The organism is Paenibacillus sp. FSL R10-2778 (assembly GCF_038593035.1).
Lineage (GTDB): Bacteria > Bacillota > Bacilli > Paenibacillales > Paenibacillaceae > Paenibacillus_AQ > Paenibacillus_AQ odorifer.
The window spans coordinates 1,516,316-1,533,587 of the sequence record NZ_CP151956.1 but is presented as its reverse complement, the minus strand read 5'-3'; the positions used below and the strand labels follow the sequence as shown (position 1 = coordinate 1,533,587).

The following is a 17,272-nucleotide window of genomic DNA, read 5'->3' as shown; positions in this document are numbered from 1 at the left end:
AGAAAAGGAGATTGCAATATTATGACCGCTATCCAAGCCGTTAACTGGAACCGTCCCGACGACGATTTCTCATTGATGTTCTGGAATCAGAACATTATGCAATTCTGGACGGACGATGAAATTCCATTATCCGATGATAAAATGTCCTGGCTCACGCTCAGTGAGCAAGAAAAGGACTCCTATATGAAGGTGCTGGGCGGTCTGACACTGCTGGATACGATTCAAGGCGGAGTCGGAATGCCGCAGATTATGGAGCATGTCGAAGGCCTTCAACGTAAAGCTGTACTGGGCTTCATGGGTATGATGGAACAAATTCACGCCAAATCGTACAGCAGTATTTTCACCACTTTGTCCTCTACAGAGGAGATCGACAGTGTATTCCGCTGGGTAGAAGAGAACCCCTTCCTCCAGTTCAAAGCGGAGACCATCTCACAATATTACAAAAACATAGACTCACCTAAAGACCTGTACCTCGCCATGGCAGCCTCCGTGCTGCTCGAGAGCTACTTGTTCTACAGTGGTTTCTTCTATCCCCTATATCTGGCTGGGCAGGGCAAAATGACTTGCAGCGGTGAGATCATCGACCTTATTCTACGGGATGAGAGCATCCATGGGGTATATGTCGGTGTGCTGGCACAGGAGATCTTTGAGGGGCTCCCAGAAGACGAGCAACGCGAACTTCACCATACGCTGGTAGAATTGCTTCGACTGCTGCATGAGAATGAAGAGCGTTATACCGAGCAGATCTATGCCCCTATCGGATTGGTGGACGAGGTTAAGACTTTCCTAAGATACAATGCCAATAAAGCGATGATGAATCTGGGCCATGACCCGCTATTCGACGAGGAAGAGATCAACCCGATTGTTCAGAACGGGATCAGCACCCACACCAAGCAGCATGACTTCTTCTCGAAGAAAGGCAACGGATATGTCCGGGCGCTTAATGTGGAGCCACTGAAGGATGAAGATTTTCAATTTTAAATATAGATAAAACAAAAAGTGCGGAGAAAGCTCTCCGCACTTTTTGCTAACTCTATTTATTAGATTATTGCAATTTTTTCAGAACTGTTCTAGCTTCTTCATAGGTATCGTAAGCATCAGCAAAATCTCTGCCAAAAATACGTTTCAATTGCATTTTCCAAATTGGGTTTTTAGTTACATAAGCCCATCCTGCTTGGCCAGCTGCTTTCGCCATCTCACCTGTTGGAGCCAACATTGCTGCAACTTCAGGAGAAAGTACACTTGCAGATTCAGTTACATCAGTTGTACCCGTAAATTTAGGACTAACAAGCTTCATGATATTCTCAAAATCTTTCAAGTATCCTGGAACATCCTCAGCAGAAAAATCGATAGATACTACATCGATGTGGTTTTCACTTTTGTTGTATTTAATTGTGTATGACATAATTGTATTCCTCCAAGTTTTAATAGTTATTTTTTAATAATAGAAAGTAATGTATGTAACTCCAACAGACAAAAAAATTTCTGACCAGGCTTTTCAGTAACTTCTACTTTTGGCAACTGGGTTTGGAACAAACTGCCTTGTTTAAATGATGCCATATCGTTACAATCAATAGTTAATGACATCTATTTCCTGTATCGTTTTATTGCAACATCCTTTCTAATATATTTTAACTCATACCTATTACCTATATTATTATCGACAAATTTCTTTTTTTATTTATATTAAAATACAAATTTCTACAAATTCCAACATATCCATGGTTATATTTGCCTTAATTTCATTCACACTTGTGTAATTCCGTTATCATTTAGAAACAACTAAAAAAGGCTCTGCGTGCGCCTTCCAACTCCAGTCCATTCATCCTACAGGATTTTCGAACAGGAATACGCCGCAAAGCCTTCGATACTAGATGCTTATATAAGTAAATTAATCCGTCTAATTACTTAGTTGCGGAGTAGCCCCCGTCAATCACATGTGCTGTACCTGTAATAAATGAAGCCTCATCACTTAGAAGGAAACATGCAAAAGCAGCTACTTCCTCAGGCGTACCATATCTGCCCAAAGCCGTTCCAGAAGCGATAAGAGATTGAAGCATCTCTACATCATCAGACAACAGCTTTTCGTATCTGTTCATGGTTGGTGTAGGGATAGGACCAGGGCAAATAGCATTCACTCTGATATTACGGTGACCCACTTCTTTAGCAACCGATTTAGTCATGCCCACAATGGCGTGTTTACTTGCTGAATAAGCTGCATCATTTGCCATCCCAATAAAAATACCATGCAAGGAGGAACAGTTTAGAACGGAAGCACCGGATTTCATATGTGGTAATGCATAATGCAACATGTAGAATTGGCCATTAAGATTTGTCTGAATCACCTTTTGAAACAATATCGGATCATATTCTGTAACATCCGCATTATCTCCTGTAATTGCTGAGTTATTATAAAGGCAATCAATCTTTCCATAAGCTGCTAAGGTTTGATCTACGATATTTTTGCAGTCTGCTTCAACTGAAACGTCTGACCGCACAAACAGAGCTTCTCCACCTAAAGCTTTGATTTCTTCGACTGTGTTAGCGCCAGCATCTGATCGATTGGCAACTACTACAGTACCACCCTCTCTTGCTACTCTCAATGCTGTAGCTTTTCCGATTCCGGTACCAGCACCCGTAATAATAACTACTTTGTTTTCAAATCTGTTGCTACTCATTATGCGCACCACTTTCTTATGTCTTTTTCAGGAAGAGGATTTGAACCTCATAGACCCTAATGTCACCTGATACAATGTGGATTGGAACATTTTTGCAGAAAAATCGACAAAATTATCCTCTATATGACAACTTTATTGTATTTAATTGTATATAGCAATCAATATTTTAATCTACTTTTCCAACAATTGAGAATTTGGTTTTGATCGTCATAAAAAATACACCCCTTAGAATTTCATCAGATAAACCAGAAGTTTTATCCAATGTTAGTCTAAGAGGTGTAATAAACCTCTACCTAACTCCACGAACTGGGACGTCGATTCGAACTTGACCTCCACCCGTCAGGGGAGAATTGCTAATATGCAGACTGCCCTGATGCTGCCTGACAATGGTGTCGGCAATATAAAGTCCCAATCCATAGTGACTTTTGGAGGTACGGCTACTGTCCCCTCGATAAAACTGCTTAACTGCTGATTGGAGTCCCTCACTCGTAAATCCTGATCCACTGTCTGCTACCGTTATACTCCACCGATCTTGTTTTGCCTCAACCTGCAAATAAATCACACTCTCATACGGGGAATACTCTACCGCATTAGCGAGCACATTCATCACAGCCCGATGAAGTAGCTCATTGTCTATCAACACCTCAGGGGGCAGATCATTGTCTTGGTGGAATTCTATCTGAAGACGCTTAGGGACAACCAACGCATCTAACTGCGTACGAATTTGCTGGATAAAGGCTTCCGTTCTCACCCATTTAGAGCGGGGAGAAATTTGTTTCCTCGTATTAGAAATCTCAATAAGTGTTGCCATGTATTGTTCGATTTGATCCGCATTTTTGGAAATATACCCTATATATTCTTGCTGATTCTCCGCTAAATCTGAGTCTATCAGCAAATCTGCATTTCCTTGAATAATCGTAAGAGGAGTCTTAATGTCGTGGGCAAGCGCAGAAATCTGCTCTTTTTTCATTTGTTCCAGATTCCATTGCTGTTCTAGCGACTTTTTCAATTCCTCTCTCAGCTGTTCCAGAGATGATAGCACCTCATCAATTTCACTGACCCCAGAATACACGACAGTAAAATCCAAATTCTTAGCTTCAATGTGATGTGCAGCTTCCTGCAAGGAAGCCATTTTTCGACTCAGTCTTCGAGCGAAAAATCCAGAAATCAGAATAACTTCCAGTAACATCAGAACTACAAAAAACAGCAATAACGTTAATTGCGGATTAGGCAGCGTGTTATGCAGAAAATTTGAGGTGAACTGCGGTACAATTGCATATTGCAGTACGATAACCTCATGCTCCCGCTCAATCACATCGGTGCAGTTTGTACCCATGAGATTGCAACTGCTTTGATTCTTCTGCAATATATCTAGAGCGCGTTCTTTAGGAATATTTCCTGAAATATAGTTCTTTTGCTGATCCAATACCGCATATTCCGCTCCCCAAGGGACCATTTCTTCCGTAATTTGTGGCGCACGCTGCAAAACATCCCAAGACTTTGCAATGGATTGCTCGGTATGGTTTGCTGGAACAATCATTCCATACTGCATTAAGAGAGTAAATACCCCTAAACACAGAAATGCCAATAATAGAGTACACGCACCTAATGATAATAAATATTGAATGAAGACTGTACGGAGCCGTATTCGTTTCACACCCATTTGTAACCTATCCCCCAAACGGTTTCAATCGGTGAAACCTCCCTCGCACTCAGCTTACTGCGGATATTTTTCACATGTTCTGTAATAGTTGAGCTATCGCTTTCTCTGTCATAACCATAAACCGATTCATAAATTTGTTCTTTGGAAAAAACCTGACCTTTATTTCTAGCAAGAAATTCACATATCTGATATTCACTTTTAGTGAGATTTATTTTCTCTTTATCAACAGAAATCTCCTTTGCCGAGAGATTGAATTTCACTCCAGATGCGCTTAACATATGATTTTTCCCTCGATTTTCACGCCGCAAATGAGCGTTAACCCTAGCCTTTAACTCGCCTGCGCGAAAAGGCTTCACGATATAGTCATCTGCACCTACACTAAGTCCAAACATAATATCCGTTTCCATTGATTTAGCTGTAAGAAACAGAATCGGACAGTCTACGATATCCCTGATTTGAGTACAGAGCTCAAAACCATCGATATCTGGCATCATCACGTCCAACAGGATTAAATCAAATGTCGAGTACTCATTCAAAGGCATATGTCGTGCACTTGTTTTTACCGTAACCCTATGGTGATCTTTGCTGAGAATATTATTTACTAACGCCAAAATATCAGGTTCATCATCTATTATTAAAATATTAGCCAGTGACCTCACTCCTATTTATTCATATGATTTCCTACCCTGAAAGTAATAAAACCATATCAAGCCTAACACTGCCATTACCATTGTACTAATAAGTATAGCAGGTACGGAATGAAGAAGTTGCAGCTTCAATACTTCCGTTTCAATGAGCCCGTTGGGTTGTGCATAAAATAAGGGAAGTTGAATCATCCGCATCGACCAGGCCCACGGTATGTATAACCACACTTTATCTCCTACAATGGTTCCACCTACGATGGCTGCAATTAGCGTACCTGCACTACCCACCGTTAGAGAAAGTCCCATGCCTCCAGCATAACTTAAGATGAGATGAAAGATCATTAAGATTAGAGCAGTGCCTACTACCCAACAAGCTCCTTGCCAGAATATTAGATATTGGATCTGCTCTATATGCAAAATTTTTTTCATGCCCAGTATTAGAATTGATGTTGAACCGAATACGATCCATATCATCGCCAAGATTATGAACCCGAGTTTTCTTATATAACACTTCGGACGTGAAAGAGCACTTAATAAATTATAGAATCCCCCTGCCCCCTCCTCTAAACCACTCATTAAAGCAGAGAATAATCCTATCCCAACAGGCAACCCAAAGGCTATTAATGAAAAATAACCATCATAGATGTGAAGCTGATCCGCACGCTGTGAAAAATACCAAAGTACCATCATCGGATATAGAACAGGAACAAGGAATATCAACCAACGAATTGCAGTGTGCTTTGTCATCAACCATTCAGCTTGCAATAGTCGGAGTATCACCATCTCTATCGCACCTCTCTTCTACTAAACCAGCAGCTAGTTAAGGTGAGGGTTACCAAAAAGAATACAAGCGACACCACAATTCCAGGTAAAATAACCGAAGAGTCTCTTAGAGCATCCTGTGCTGAAAGAGCCACACCATTGGGACGCACACCAACAATGGGACACATTAACCTTAAAGCCCAACTCCACGGAACATAAATCCATGAAGGTTGATCCGCTGCTAGTACACTCACAATCATCCCAAAAAGACCTGCAAGAATAGATACTACCGCCCCAAATTGTTCGGCTAAGAAAAAATAGATTGGAATCATCCCCAAAGAGGTCAACCAAACAACAATAGCGGCTGTTGTAATTTCAGATAAGGGTGCTGCACCCAAAGGAAACAAAAGACCAGATAGGTACATTACTGCAATAAGAAGCAGCGAAGACAGCAACAAATAATATGACACAACAATAATTTTACTGAGCCAAAGTTTAACGATGTTAATTCCGTGACTGCTTAAGCTACGGTACCCTCCAGCCTTACGATCCTTGTTATTCGATAGTGTAGACAACAAAGCAGAACCTATGGTCATGAATAACAGCGGCCACCAATTAAATACCATTTCCATAAAATAGTGGTCTTCAGTTTGCAGATTCTGTTGCGTGAAAAATGAAAATAGAAGAAAAAACAGTGGCACCACGACAATCAATTTTCGCGAAAATGTTCGTTTAAATTTAATATTTTCGGATAAAAGATAGTGGATCATCTTATTACCTCCTGTCTGTTCCGAGTCACGACTTCCATGAACAATTTCTCCAAATCATCACCAGGATATATTGCATTCTGATACCCTAGAACACCATTACTAATGATCCCAATATGATCGGCAATTTGCTCCACCTCATGAAGAATATGACTCGATAAGATGACGGTAATCCCTTGTGCAGGAAATGAGCGTATAAGCTCACGTAATTCCTGAATCCCAATCGGATCAAGCCCATTTGTCGGTTCATCCAGAATCAAGAGTCTAGGTTGATTTAACAAGGCGATCGCAATCCCGAGACGTTGCTTCATGCCCATAGAGAATTGTCCCGCTCTTTTTTTGCCTGTTGTTGTTAAATCAACAATTTCAAGAACTTCCCGAATCCGAGAATCCGGTAAGTTTAATATTGTCGTATGTACCTTCAAATTTTGGGCAGCAGTCAAATTCCCGTAAAGTGGCGGGGACTCAATCAGCGCTCCAATGTGTAGTAAATCCTTACGTGTCCATGGATGACCGTCAAATAATATTTGTCCTGACGTCGCTCGAAGAATCCCTGTTATCATTTTTAGAGTCGTCGATTTACCTGCGCCGTTTGGGCCTAACAGTCCATAAATCGAATTAGTTTTTACGGTTATGCTGATATCGCTAACCGCACGCTGCCCCCTGAAACTCTTGCATAAATTATTAGTTTGTAAAATATACTCTCCCATCCTATATCATCCTCTCATTTGCTATACGTTGATCATATATAGCAAATCTAAGGACTTTATAAGGTTTTACTGAGCTCAAATTATAAGGAATTATAACGAGCATAAAAAAGCTCGGTTCAAATTTAACATTGAACCGAGCCTGTTGAATTTTTATCATCATGCTCTGCGAATTGTAAATTCAAAATCCATATCTAAGGATGGATTGATTTGATATTCATCAAGAACTGGAGCTCCCCAGCTGTCATCCCCGCCTACGCCCATTTGACGTCCAGCAATGGTAACAACGGTATAGTGAACGTTCGGCAGCTCATAATGATGTGTCGCATTCTCCAGCTCCATTGCCGAGTAAGGCGAGATATTGGCTTCAACAGGGGCTGTAGCTGGTGCCGATATTATAATGCCTTGGCCATAATCGTTCTTTATGGATACTTCGCGCACACCTGTGCGGTTGCCCGATTCCTGCGGCACCAAATAGGACGACACATTGTCCACCGCATGATTCTGGAAGCGACACAATCTCGCCCCACACGCACGGTCGATATAATTTTCTTCCGGACCATTTGCATACCAATTCAGCTGGTGATAATCCGCTGGCACCTTAAAGCTTAAAGCGAAGATCGGAAGCTTTGGTAAACCCGCTGCTCCATGGTAGCTTGATTTCACCTGTATGCTTCCATCGGAGAACACTGTGTAAGTTACACTTACACGTACCGCCTCTGATACACTAAGCTTATACACGTAAGTCACCGTCGCACGGTCTTTCTCCTCCACGAGCTCGAAGCTTAACGTTCTACGGGTCAAGCTTGCTGCATACCAAGGGGAAGAGTCGAAATGCATTCCTGCCCCCTTGTCATTGTCTGTCATTGCTCTCCAGAAGAGCGGTGCGGGCGGTGAAGAGATCATTTCCTGCCCTGAATATTTAACAGAAATTAATGTACCCGCCTGCTTTGAAAACATTACGGAGAAGTCGCGACCATGTACGCCAATATTCACATCTCCTTCAACCACGCGAAAATCATTCACGACAGATGTTATCTTAGCATCTGTTAAAGACTCCTCGGCTGACGTATTTGCCACTTGAAAAACATGCTGGCCAAAAGCGATTTCATAACCGCTATTCGCCCATAATGAATCTTCCTTCAGGACAAGTGAAACATCCAAGCTATACTCGCCAGGCTGATTCTTAATATCAGGTAGATCCACTTGTACATATTTTTCCTCGCCCGGATTAACCTGAACGAATACAGTTCCACGCTGGATGACCCTACCCTCATAGTTCAGAGCGTATTGTAATTCATAAGCATCCAAGCCCACAAATAAGTTTTCATTTCTGATTGTAAAACCCTGACTGTCCGGGAGCAGCTTGACGTTCTGATACAGAAATTTCACTTCCTGCATTTTTGGCGACCATCTCCGATCCGCATACACAATTCCGTTACCGGAGAAGTTGTAGTCGGTTGAACGGTCATCGAAGTCTCCTCCATAAGCCATGAAGGGCTTACCGTATCGATCATTTTTCACAATCACCTGATCCATATAATCCCATATAAATCCACCCTGATACATTGGATACTTCTGCTCCAGCTCTGTGTATTTATGCAATCCCCCGACGGAATTGCCCATCGCATGCATGTATTCACAGCTAATATATGGCTTTAACGGATCTTCTGTTAAATACCTTTCGATATCTGCCGCTTTCGCATACATGCGGCTTTCCATATCGCTCGAATCATCATATTCACGGTTATGGAACACCCCTTCATAATGAACCAAACGAGTAGGATCCTTCTCTCGAAAATAATTGGCTACGTTCAAAATTACTTCTCCTGCAAAAGATTCGTTCCCACAGGACCAAATTAGAATGGAGGGATGGTTTTTGTCTCTCTCTACCATGGAAATCGCACGATCCATCACGATATCCTGCCATTCAGGCTTATTGCCGGGGATGTTCCAAGACGGCTCAATGGCCCCCATTTTCTGCCATGATCCATGCGACTCTAAATTCATCTCGTCAATGACATAGACTCCGTATTCATCACACAACTCATACCAGAGTGTCATATTCGGATAGTGCGAGGTCCGCACAGCGTTGATGTTCGCCTGCTTTAAGGTTTTTATGTCCCACAGCATATCTTCTTTTGTAATGCTGCGTCCAAAGCGCGGATTAAACTCATGTCGGTTGACACCTTTAAATACAATACGTTTGCCGTTTAAGTGCATAATCTTATCTATCATTTCGAATTTCCGAAAACCAATTTTTTGCGGCACAACTTCTACAAGATCCCCGGATGCGTTGTAAACAGAGACGTAAAGGGTATACAGATTAGGAGCTTCAGCGCTCCACAGCTGCACCTTTGTTGCCGCAAGCGTAAGCGAAAGGGAATCTCCTGAAACTTCACTTTCAGTACTAGCCACAAGATTACCTGCTCTATCCTTAAGCTCAAGGAGCACTTTTGAGGCAGACTTACCTATCAATTGCATGACAGTCGTCAGCGTTCCTTGCTCAAACTTTTCATCCAAATCGGTTTGAACATGGAGATCCCGCACATGAACATCCGGCACGGTGTATAGATACACCTCACGAAAGATTCCCGAAAAGCGCCAGAAGTCCTGATCCTCCAACCAACTCCCCGTGCTGCGCTGATAGACTTCGACCGCCAGCTTATTTTCACCTTCCGTCAAGTACGATGTTAAATCAAATTCACTCGGTGTAAAGCTATCTTCGCTATAGCCAACAAATTCCCCGTTTAGCCATATATAAAAAGCCGATTCAACTCCTTGAAAAGAAATATACACCGGACGTTGCTCCCAGCCCGCAGGAACTTCAAAATATTTGACATAGCTGCCTACAGGATTGTGGTCCTCAGAGATCATTGGAGGTCTAAGATGCTCATGACCGTCCCATGGATACATCGTATTCACGTACTGAGGCTGCCCATAACCCTGAAGTTGGATATGACCGGGAACTTTAATATCCTTCCAGCCTCTGCAAGACACATTCTCCTTATAAAAATGAACCTGTCGTTCCATGGCATTTTGGGCATAACTAAATTTCCAGCTGCCGTTCAGGCTGTGGCGCCAGGGCATTTCTCCAAGCGCTTCGGCTTCATTTTTCGTTTGGTAATATCGATGGTCAGAATGCGCGTGCACTCTGCCTATTGCATAAATGGAAGGGTCTGATAACCATTCCAGACTTGGAGTGAGGTTTCGTTCAACCTGCTGCTTCATCTATATTTCCTCCTCTATTCATAACATGATCGCTAACTTATTTAACCGAACCCGTCATCCCAGCTACAAATTGCTTTTGCATCATGAAGAACACTAGTGCTGTCGGCAAGGTTGTAATGACAATCGCAGACATGATCAGACCATAGTCAGGGGCATAACCTGAGCCTAGATTCGAGATAAGAAGAGGCACAGTCATATTTTCTGGTGATTGCAATACGATCAAAGGCCACAGATAATTGTTCCAGCTGTTTAAAAATGTGATAATCGCTGCGGCAGCGTAAGTTGATTTCATCGTTGGCATATAAATGCGGAAGAACAAACCAAATTCCGAAAGACCATCGATGCGCCCAGCCTCCATCATATCCTTAGGAAACATTTTTGTACTTTGACGAAAGAAGAAAATTAGAAATGCTGTTGTAAATGTCGGAAGAATGACCGCCGATGCTGTATCGATGCCCAGAAAAGGCACTACACTAGATACTTTTGCGAACATTTGAAATAGAGGTACCATGATCGCCGCAAATGGAATCATCATTGAAGCAAGTAAAATATTGAATACGATATCTTTACTCCGGCTGCGGTACATTTCAAAACCATATCCAGCCGCCGATGCGACTAGCAGTGAAAGCACAGTAGTCACCACAGAGATTTTTGCAGAGTTCCAGAGAGCCTGCCACATATCCACTGAACTAAATAGATTGTTTATATTTTTCACTAAATGTGCACCCGGCAGCAATGTTCCTTTGGTTACATCAACCGACTGGTTCGTGGCGCTTATAACCATCCAGATAAATGGAAAGATAGAGATCAGCGCAGCGATGATTAGAAAAACGTAAGTAAACATGCGTTTGGTTTTCATTATCTCTTATCCCCTCCTACTTTGTTCTGAATAAGCGTCAGAATGAGCACCATTACAACAATCGAATAGGAGACGGTTGCAGCGTATCCAAAGTTAGGTGTGTATTCAAAGGAAAGGTTATAAATATATTGGGAAATCGACATGGTTGCATTGCCGGGTCCACCTTTCGTGATGTTAACCACCTCGTCAAACAACTGAAGGGTACCAATGGTCGATGTGATCGTCGTGAACAAGATAATCGGCTTCAATAGGGGAATTGTAATTTTGAAAAATTGTGTAAATGCACTCGCACCATCTATATGAGCAGCCTCATATATTGATTTGTCGACATTTTGCAGTGAGGACAAATAGAAAATCATATTATAGCCAGTAAAGCGCCAAGTGATAGCGATAATGATAGTGACTTTGGCCCAGAAGGGGTCAGTAATCCATTGAATCGGTTCGCTGATTAGATGCAGATTCACCAGAAATTTATTGACGATACCTTCGGCTCCAAACATGTACTTGAAAACAACGGAGTAGGCTACAAGTGAAGTTACCGTTGGCAGAAATATGGCCGTTCTGAAAAACCCTTTAAATTTCAGTCTTTCGTCATTTAGCAGCACAGCGATAAAGAGCGCCAGCACCAGCATAACTGGGACCTGAATAATCAAATAAATAAAAGTGTTTTTGACGGCTGTAAGGAAAGTGGTGTCGCTAAACAGCCGAATATAATTATCAAGGCCGGTAAAATGAAGATTATTGCCCCTACCTGTCTTGAAGGATAGAATTAAGGCTTGAATCATTGGATAGAAATAGAAAATACTGATCATAATTACCGGCACAATAACGAATAACCAACCTGTCAGATGGATCTGCCGTTGACCCTTAGAGCTTTTATGTCTTTGAGAGCTTAGCCCTGGCTTTACATTTTCCACTCCACTTCACACCCTTCTGTCTGATTTATTAGAGATGAAAGCCCCTGCTACCCATCCTTCTGTAGAAATCCAATTTACAGGAGAAGTAGAAGCAAGGGCTTAGATTGTACAGCCTAAGTGTGATTAGCGAACTTGGGTATCTGCTTGCTTCTGGGCATCTTTCAGAACAGTATCTACATCTTTTCCACCAAGATAAGATTGCACTGCTACAACCATAATGTCCTCTATTGCGTAAGTGTTCATGCCGTAGTTGACGTTAGGAATTTGCTCGGTCCATGCCGCAAAATCTGATACAACCTTTTGACCTTTGAAAAATTCATCCGCTGCTGAATAAGCTTCTCCGCTTGCCGCAGCTTTTAAAGTGCCGATAACACCAACTTTTGTATTCAACGTCTGATACAAATCAGCATCAGAAGCAAATGTTTTTGCAAGGAACTCCGCAGCGGCTTCTTTACCATCTACATTCATTACATACCAGGAGCTGCCCCCAAGGTTAGATGCATGGACGGAGCCTGCTGTTGCTGCCAGCTTAGGAAGTGGAGCTACTGCCCACTTACCGGATTGGGAAGCTTCGGCTTTAATTGAAGGGGTAATCCAGTTACCCGTCGGCACGGTTGCCACTTCACCACTATTAAATGCGCCTACAAATTGGCTCCAGTCTGAGTTAACTTTCACGATGCCGGAATCCATCATTTCTTTGTACAATACAAGTGCCTCTTTCAAAGCAGCGTTGTCTGCAATGGTCGGAGTCTGACCGTCTTCACCTGTATACCATGCACCCGCCGATTGAATCATGACCCGGATAAGTCCAAGATCATTGGGATCCAGTGTGATCATGCTTTTGCCGGTTTTTTCTTTTACAGCTTTACCGATCTCGATATATTGCTTCCAGTCGATATCCTGTAGTGCATCCAGGCTGTAGCCTGCTTGCTCAAGATAGTCTGTCCGTACATACATTCCAGTCACACCAGAATCAAACGGAACACCGTATTGCTTGCCGTCAACACTGGTCGGGCCAATCTTATAATCCGCAAAATCAGCGGCTTTTACAACATCAGTCAATTCATAAAAGGAATCCGGATACGCTTGTAAAAAGCTTTGCGCACGGTAATCCTCGATCAATACAATGTTAGGAAGACCCTTCGTAGATCCAGAGTTCAGCCCTGTGTTCAGCTTTTGCACGATATCAGCCTGCGCGTTCTCTACGACGTTTACCGTTATGTCTGGATTGACTTTCGCATAAGCTTCTTTGGCAACATTCATGGCTGCAATGTTAAACGCTGGGTCCCAAGCCCAAACTGTGATTTCTTGTGGCTTACTGCTACCTTCGCTTCCGGAGTTGCCCGTTTCGTTTTTCGTTCCACCTGAGGAACATGCCGAAAGTAGAACCACACTAGCCAGCATCACGGATAATAATTTTTTCACTTCGTAACCCCCTTGTTAATCTGTAAAATAATAAAGATGGAAGCGTTTTCTCTGCTACAATTCCATATTATCATTTTGTATTCGCTTTCTTTGGCAGTATCTTTGTTAGCTTTGGTGTTATTATTGGATTCTATTTTCACTCTGAGATCGACTCTGGTACTAATTTTAGATTTTTGTAAATTTTTTAGCTTTTTAACAATGGAAGCGTAATTATAATCTTCGTACCTTCATTTCGTTTGCTTGTGATGTTAATACCGTAACTCTCTCCATACAACAATTTGATTCTGTCATCAACATTCCGTATACCGATCCCAGAGAACAATTGGCGTTTGTGCTTCGAGGCTGGCAACTGTTCTTCTTTCAGAAAATTAGGATCAAGGTCCATCCCGTCACCATTATCTACAACTTCGCATAGAAGCTGATCTTCCTGAACGGCGATCATGATTAGAATTCTTCCCTCATCTTTAAGATTGAATGCATGAAAGAACGCATTTTCGATAAAAGGCTGCAGAATTAGCTTTGGCATATGATAATCCAAGCTTTCAGGCTCCACAAAATAATTCACGCGGATCTTCTCGCCATACCTTACATGATTGATATATACATAATGCTTCAGCGATTCTAATTCCTGACTAACAGGTATAGTGGATTGAACATCACTGACAGTATTTTGCAGGAGTGAGATTAGCGAATTTATCGTGCCAGCTGCTTTTTCCTTGTTACCCTGTTGCACCAGAAATTTGATAGAAGCCAGTGTATTGTATAAAAAATGGGGATTGATCTGCATTTGAAGGGCGGCCAGCTCCGCATTACGCTGCTGCTTCTGGGTCTCCATCAACCGATCAACATAATCATGTAGGGAATCAAGCATAAAATTAAAGGCATTGCCTAGCTCCTTAACTTCATAACTACTAGTAGCCACATCCACGTGGTTATCGAATCCCCCCTTAGGAATACTCGACATCTGTTCAACGAGTACACGCAGGGACTTCGTCATTTTCCTTGTAATTAAAAATACAATAATAAGCGAAATGGCTACGATAGCCATGATCGTCAACGACACTGCTTTGGCATTAACCATCTGCCCGGTCACAGCTTTTTTATCGATCAGATTCACCAAATAAACATCAAATTCAGGCAAGTATTCCGAGAATACTACCCGTTCATTCCCCATCACATAGACAGATTCTCCATTGTCTCCTGTGCTCTGTTCATCAACTACTTCTTGAAGCAGCTGTTGATCGTTCAGTCCAATCAGCTCTGTCCTGTTGCTGGATACAATTTGCCCTTTTGCATTCAGCAACACAACATCATTACCTTCACTCGTAAAATTGGCATAGAAGGCCTTGAAATCGCTATCACGAATTGCAATGTACATAGTGCCATAGATACTGCCGGTCGAATGATCAAATAGAGCTTTAGAAGCCACTAACATGATCTCTTTCTTATGGGTTTGACCATCCTCTTTTTGATAAAGCTGGTACAGAATTTGCTGCGGATGAGCCACTGTCGCTTTCGTAATCGGGTGGTTCTTCAATTCTTCAGCAGTAGCAGACCAATACCAAGGGTCAGTTGAGTAACTTCTGCCATTCGCACCTACAATCATAATCCCCACATCAAAAGCACTTAGGTTGGAGCGGACTGCCCGCATGCTTTCTGTCATCTGGTAGGTTTTGATAGCGAGTGTCAATGAATCCGTCTCTCCCCCAGACAAATAGCTGCGGATGGCACCTTTCTGAGCTGTCATTGTAGCACCCGTAGCTACAACGTTGTTGTAGGACTCCAAGTTTGTCTTCATCTGATTTAGTAGTTTGCCATTCGTTATGCTGAAGGTCTTTAAGAATAAATTTTCTGACATACGGATGGTAATAGACAAAGTCAGCAGGGATACAGCAACAATGCTTATGAGGGTCACAAGAAAAAGCTTAAGAAATAGGCCCTGCTTTCTAATCTTGTTAATGATAGTTCCAATCATGGTCGCTCTACGTCCCGTCTTCGGTACTGGCTCGGAGAAATACCAGCCTGTTTCTTAAACACTTTAGTAAAATAACTCTGATCCGAATACCCCACACTAGCGCTGATATCAGAAATTGTTTTTTCCGTCGTCACGAGTAACTCCATGGCTTTCTCCAACCGGACCTTGTTCAAATATTCATTAAATCCTTCACCATTCTGAGCAGTGAAATGGCTCGATAAATAAGAAGCGTTGAAATGAAACTGCCGTGCAACCCCAGTCAACGTGATGGGATCAGCGTAATGAGTCTGAATGTATTCAAGCAATCGGGTCATATTGGGATTGATCGTTAGGTTCGTCTCACCAATCGCACGTTCAGCTTCGCGAATAAAGGCTTCAGCAACAGCAATTGCGTCTCCGGCATACATCGCTTCATCTATTTTTCGAAAGAAATCGTATTTGGATGCCTCCAAGCCTCCAGTCTCGTACTTCATTTTTCCAAGTGTGGTCGCTACGTTAAATATGAAATTCCCCAATAACGATTTGAATTCGAAAATATCGGTCCTATAATCCATCGAACGGAGATGAACATATTCCAGAAATCCAGTAAATGCCTTCTGGTATTGCTTACGTTTCAGTTGTTCCATTAATTCGCCCATATCATATTCCTGATAGGCTCTCGGAAGGCTGGGCAAATGATCGTTTTCAATTAAGCTTCGATCCGGCAAGTAGAAACTGTATCGTGTAAGCTTTAAATAATTGTCTCGATAAATCTCTCCCAGCTTATTAAAATCCGTAAAGCTTTGGCTGATAACGAAATGTGTTTCTCTCGCCCAATGATCCATTTCCGAGACCAGATATCGGAGCTCTATAACAAGCTCGTCCCACTGTTCCGGGTTTGCATTAAGCAAATAAATAACTGAATCATTGACAAACTTCAACCGAATAAACACTGTATCACCCAAAGGGAGCGTACTAAGCCCTTTTTCTATTTTCTGTGTGAAAGTTAACCTATCCCCAGAATCTTTAATATGTCTCATATCCGCTCCGAAGAAAGCGAATAGTGGGTGTGGAAACTTCGCATGAAGCAAAGCAGGTTCAATCCCAGACTCATATCCGGTCATAAGCTTCTCGATAACTAGCAAAATTTGCTTTTCGCCAGAATCCGTTCCTTGATCGGACATCTCCATCCCTACCAATTTAGCAGTGGTTTTATTTAGGATGGATAACAAATAATCAGCTTCCAGCTTTGGCTTCAGAATGTAGTCCGCTACCCCACTTTGAAATGTGGATCGGACATAATCGTATTCACTGAAACTACTTAAGACGATTACTTCAATATGAGGGTATTTCTCCTTAACAATCTTAACCAGTTTCTCTCCGCCCATTATTGGCATAACAATATCTGTAATGATGATATGTGGGCTGACCTCATCCATCATATTTAGTGCTTCAAGACCGTTAGCAGCCTCACCAACAATTCGATACCCTTCATTTTCCCAATCCAAAAGATGTTTGATTCCTTGTCTTACAAGCATCTCGTCATCAACAATCATAATTTTGAATATTGGTTTCATTTCTTCCCCCTTGTAACCGTTTTCTTTCCATTTGTTAGTATACAATACATCCAACAAGGAGCAAGCTTCTAGACAAGTAAAGCCGTAA

General features: G+C 42.1%; 14 protein-coding genes. 1 reads left to right on the top strand and 13 read right to left on the bottom strand.

Annotated features, from left to right (window positions below):
- Positions 1-21: 21 nt before the first annotated feature.
- Positions 22-981, top strand: coding sequence for a class 1b ribonucleoside-diphosphate reductase subunit beta (nrdF, locus tag NST40_RS06770; protein WP_076275365.1), 960 nt, complete (start codon positions 22-24; stop codon positions 979-981).
- Between the two features lie 64 nt (positions 982-1,045).
- On the opposite strand, the gene NST40_RS06765 is transcribed toward nrdF, so the two are convergent.
- From NST40_RS06765 to NST40_RS06705, 13 genes are all read right to left on the bottom strand, one after another.
- Positions 1,046-1,405 (bottom strand): hypothetical protein, encoded by a 360-nt coding sequence (locus tag NST40_RS06765; RefSeq protein ID WP_036675871.1) that lies wholly within the window; start codon positions 1,403-1,405, stop codon positions 1,046-1,048.
- 499 nt (positions 1,406-1,904) lie between these two features.
- Entirely contained in the window at positions 1,905-2,678 is a 774-nt protein-coding gene (locus NST40_RS06760; RefSeq protein ID WP_036675873.1) for an SDR family NAD(P)-dependent oxidoreductase, read from the bottom strand.
- Between the two features lie 289 nt (positions 2,679-2,967).
- On the bottom strand, positions 2,968-4,230 hold the full coding sequence (locus tag NST40_RS06755) for a HAMP domain-containing sensor histidine kinase (RefSeq protein ID WP_179087004.1): 1,263 nt from the start codon (positions 4,228-4,230) through the stop codon (positions 2,968-2,970).
- Positions 4,231-4,331: 101 nt separating this feature from the next.
- Positions 4,332-4,991, bottom strand: coding sequence for a response regulator transcription factor (locus tag NST40_RS06750; protein WP_076276677.1), 660 nt, complete (start codon positions 4,989-4,991; stop codon positions 4,332-4,334).
- A 15-nt stretch (positions 4,992-5,006) separates the two neighbouring features.
- Positions 5,007-5,768, bottom strand: coding sequence for a lantibiotic immunity ABC transporter MutG family permease subunit (locus NST40_RS06745; protein WP_076276649.1), 762 nt, complete (start codon positions 5,766-5,768; stop codon positions 5,007-5,009).
- A 2-nt stretch (positions 5,769-5,770) separates the two neighbouring features.
- Positions 5,771-6,517: a lantibiotic immunity ABC transporter MutE/EpiE family permease subunit gene (locus NST40_RS06740; RefSeq protein ID WP_076276650.1), complete on the bottom strand. Its 747-nt coding sequence runs from the start codon at positions 6,515-6,517 to the stop codon at positions 5,771-5,773.
- The gene (locus NST40_RS06735) at positions 6,514-7,224 is read right to left on the bottom strand and encodes a lantibiotic protection ABC transporter ATP-binding protein (protein WP_076276651.1); all 711 of its coding nucleotides are present in this window, start codon (positions 7,222-7,224) and stop codon (positions 6,514-6,516) included. The genes NST40_RS06740 and NST40_RS06735 overlap by 4 nt, the downstream gene beginning before the upstream one ends.
- Positions 7,225-7,380: 156 nt before the next feature.
- The gene (locus NST40_RS06730) at positions 7,381-10,452 is read right to left on the bottom strand and encodes a glycoside hydrolase family 2 TIM barrel-domain containing protein (RefSeq protein ID WP_076276652.1); all 3,072 of its coding nucleotides are present in this window, start codon (positions 10,450-10,452) and stop codon (positions 7,381-7,383) included.
- A 37-nt stretch (positions 10,453-10,489) separates the two neighbouring features.
- A complete protein-coding gene (locus NST40_RS06725; protein ID WP_076185385.1) occupies positions 10,490-11,311 on the bottom strand; it encodes a carbohydrate ABC transporter permease in 822 nt (273 codons plus the stop codon).
- Positions 11,311-12,123, bottom strand: coding sequence for a sugar ABC transporter permease (locus NST40_RS06720; protein ID WP_232061505.1), 813 nt, complete (start codon positions 12,121-12,123; stop codon positions 11,311-11,313). The genes NST40_RS06725 and NST40_RS06720 overlap by 1 nt, the downstream gene beginning before the upstream one ends.
- Positions 12,124-12,351: 228 nt before the next feature.
- Entirely contained in the window at positions 12,352-13,653 is a 1,302-nt protein-coding gene (locus NST40_RS06715; RefSeq protein ID WP_076125404.1) for an extracellular solute-binding protein, read from the bottom strand.
- 184 nt (positions 13,654-13,837) lie between these two features.
- Positions 13,838-15,628, bottom strand: coding sequence for a sensor histidine kinase (locus NST40_RS06710; protein WP_076276653.1), 1,791 nt, complete (start codon positions 15,626-15,628; stop codon positions 13,838-13,840).
- A complete protein-coding gene (locus tag NST40_RS06705) occupies positions 15,625-17,184 on the bottom strand; it encodes a helix-turn-helix domain-containing protein (RefSeq protein WP_076276678.1) in 1,560 nt (519 codons plus the stop codon). The genes NST40_RS06710 and NST40_RS06705 overlap by 4 nt, the downstream gene beginning before the upstream one ends.
- Between the last annotated feature and the right edge of the window lie 88 nt (positions 17,185-17,272).

Bases quoted from the DNA above. Each gene is read 5' to 3' on its own strand.
- nrdF (WP_076275365.1), top strand. From the start codon at position 22: ATGACCGCTATCCAAGCCGTTAACTGGAACCGTCCCGACGACGATTTC.
- NST40_RS06765 (WP_036675871.1), bottom strand. From the start codon at position 1,405: ATGTCATACACAATTAAATACAACAAAAGTGAAAACCACATCGATGTA.
- NST40_RS06760 (WP_036675873.1), bottom strand. From the start codon at position 2,678: ATGAGTAGCAACAGATTTGAAAACAAAGTAGTTATTATTACGGGTGCT.
- NST40_RS06755 (WP_179087004.1), bottom strand. From the start codon at position 4,230: ATGCAGTATGGAATGATTGTTCCAGCAAACCATACCGAGCAATCCATT.
- NST40_RS06745 (WP_076276649.1), bottom strand. From the start codon at position 5,768: ATGGTGATACTCCGACTATTGCAAGCTGAATGGTTGATGACAAAGCAC.
- NST40_RS06740 (WP_076276650.1), bottom strand. From the start codon at position 6,517: ATGATCCACTATCTTTTATCCGAAAATATTAAATTTAAACGAACATTT.
- NST40_RS06735 (WP_076276651.1), bottom strand. From the start codon at position 7,224: ATGGGAGAGTATATTTTACAAACTAATAATTTATGCAAGAGTTTCAGG.
- NST40_RS06730 (WP_076276652.1), bottom strand. From the start codon at position 10,452: ATGAAGCAGCAGGTTGAACGAAACCTCACTCCAAGTCTGGAATGGTTA.
- NST40_RS06725 (WP_076185385.1), bottom strand. From the start codon at position 11,311: ATGAAAACCAAACGCATGTTTACTTACGTTTTTCTAATCATCGCTGCG.
- NST40_RS06720 (WP_232061505.1), bottom strand. From the start codon at position 12,123: ATGATCAGTATTTTCTATTTCTATCCAATGATTCAAGCCTTAATTCTA.
- NST40_RS06710 (WP_076276653.1), bottom strand. From the start codon at position 15,628: ATGATTGGAACTATCATTAACAAGATTAGAAAGCAGGGCCTATTTCTT.
- NST40_RS06705 (WP_076276678.1), bottom strand. From the start codon at position 17,184: ATGAAACCAATATTCAAAATTATGATTGTTGATGACGAGATGCTTGTA.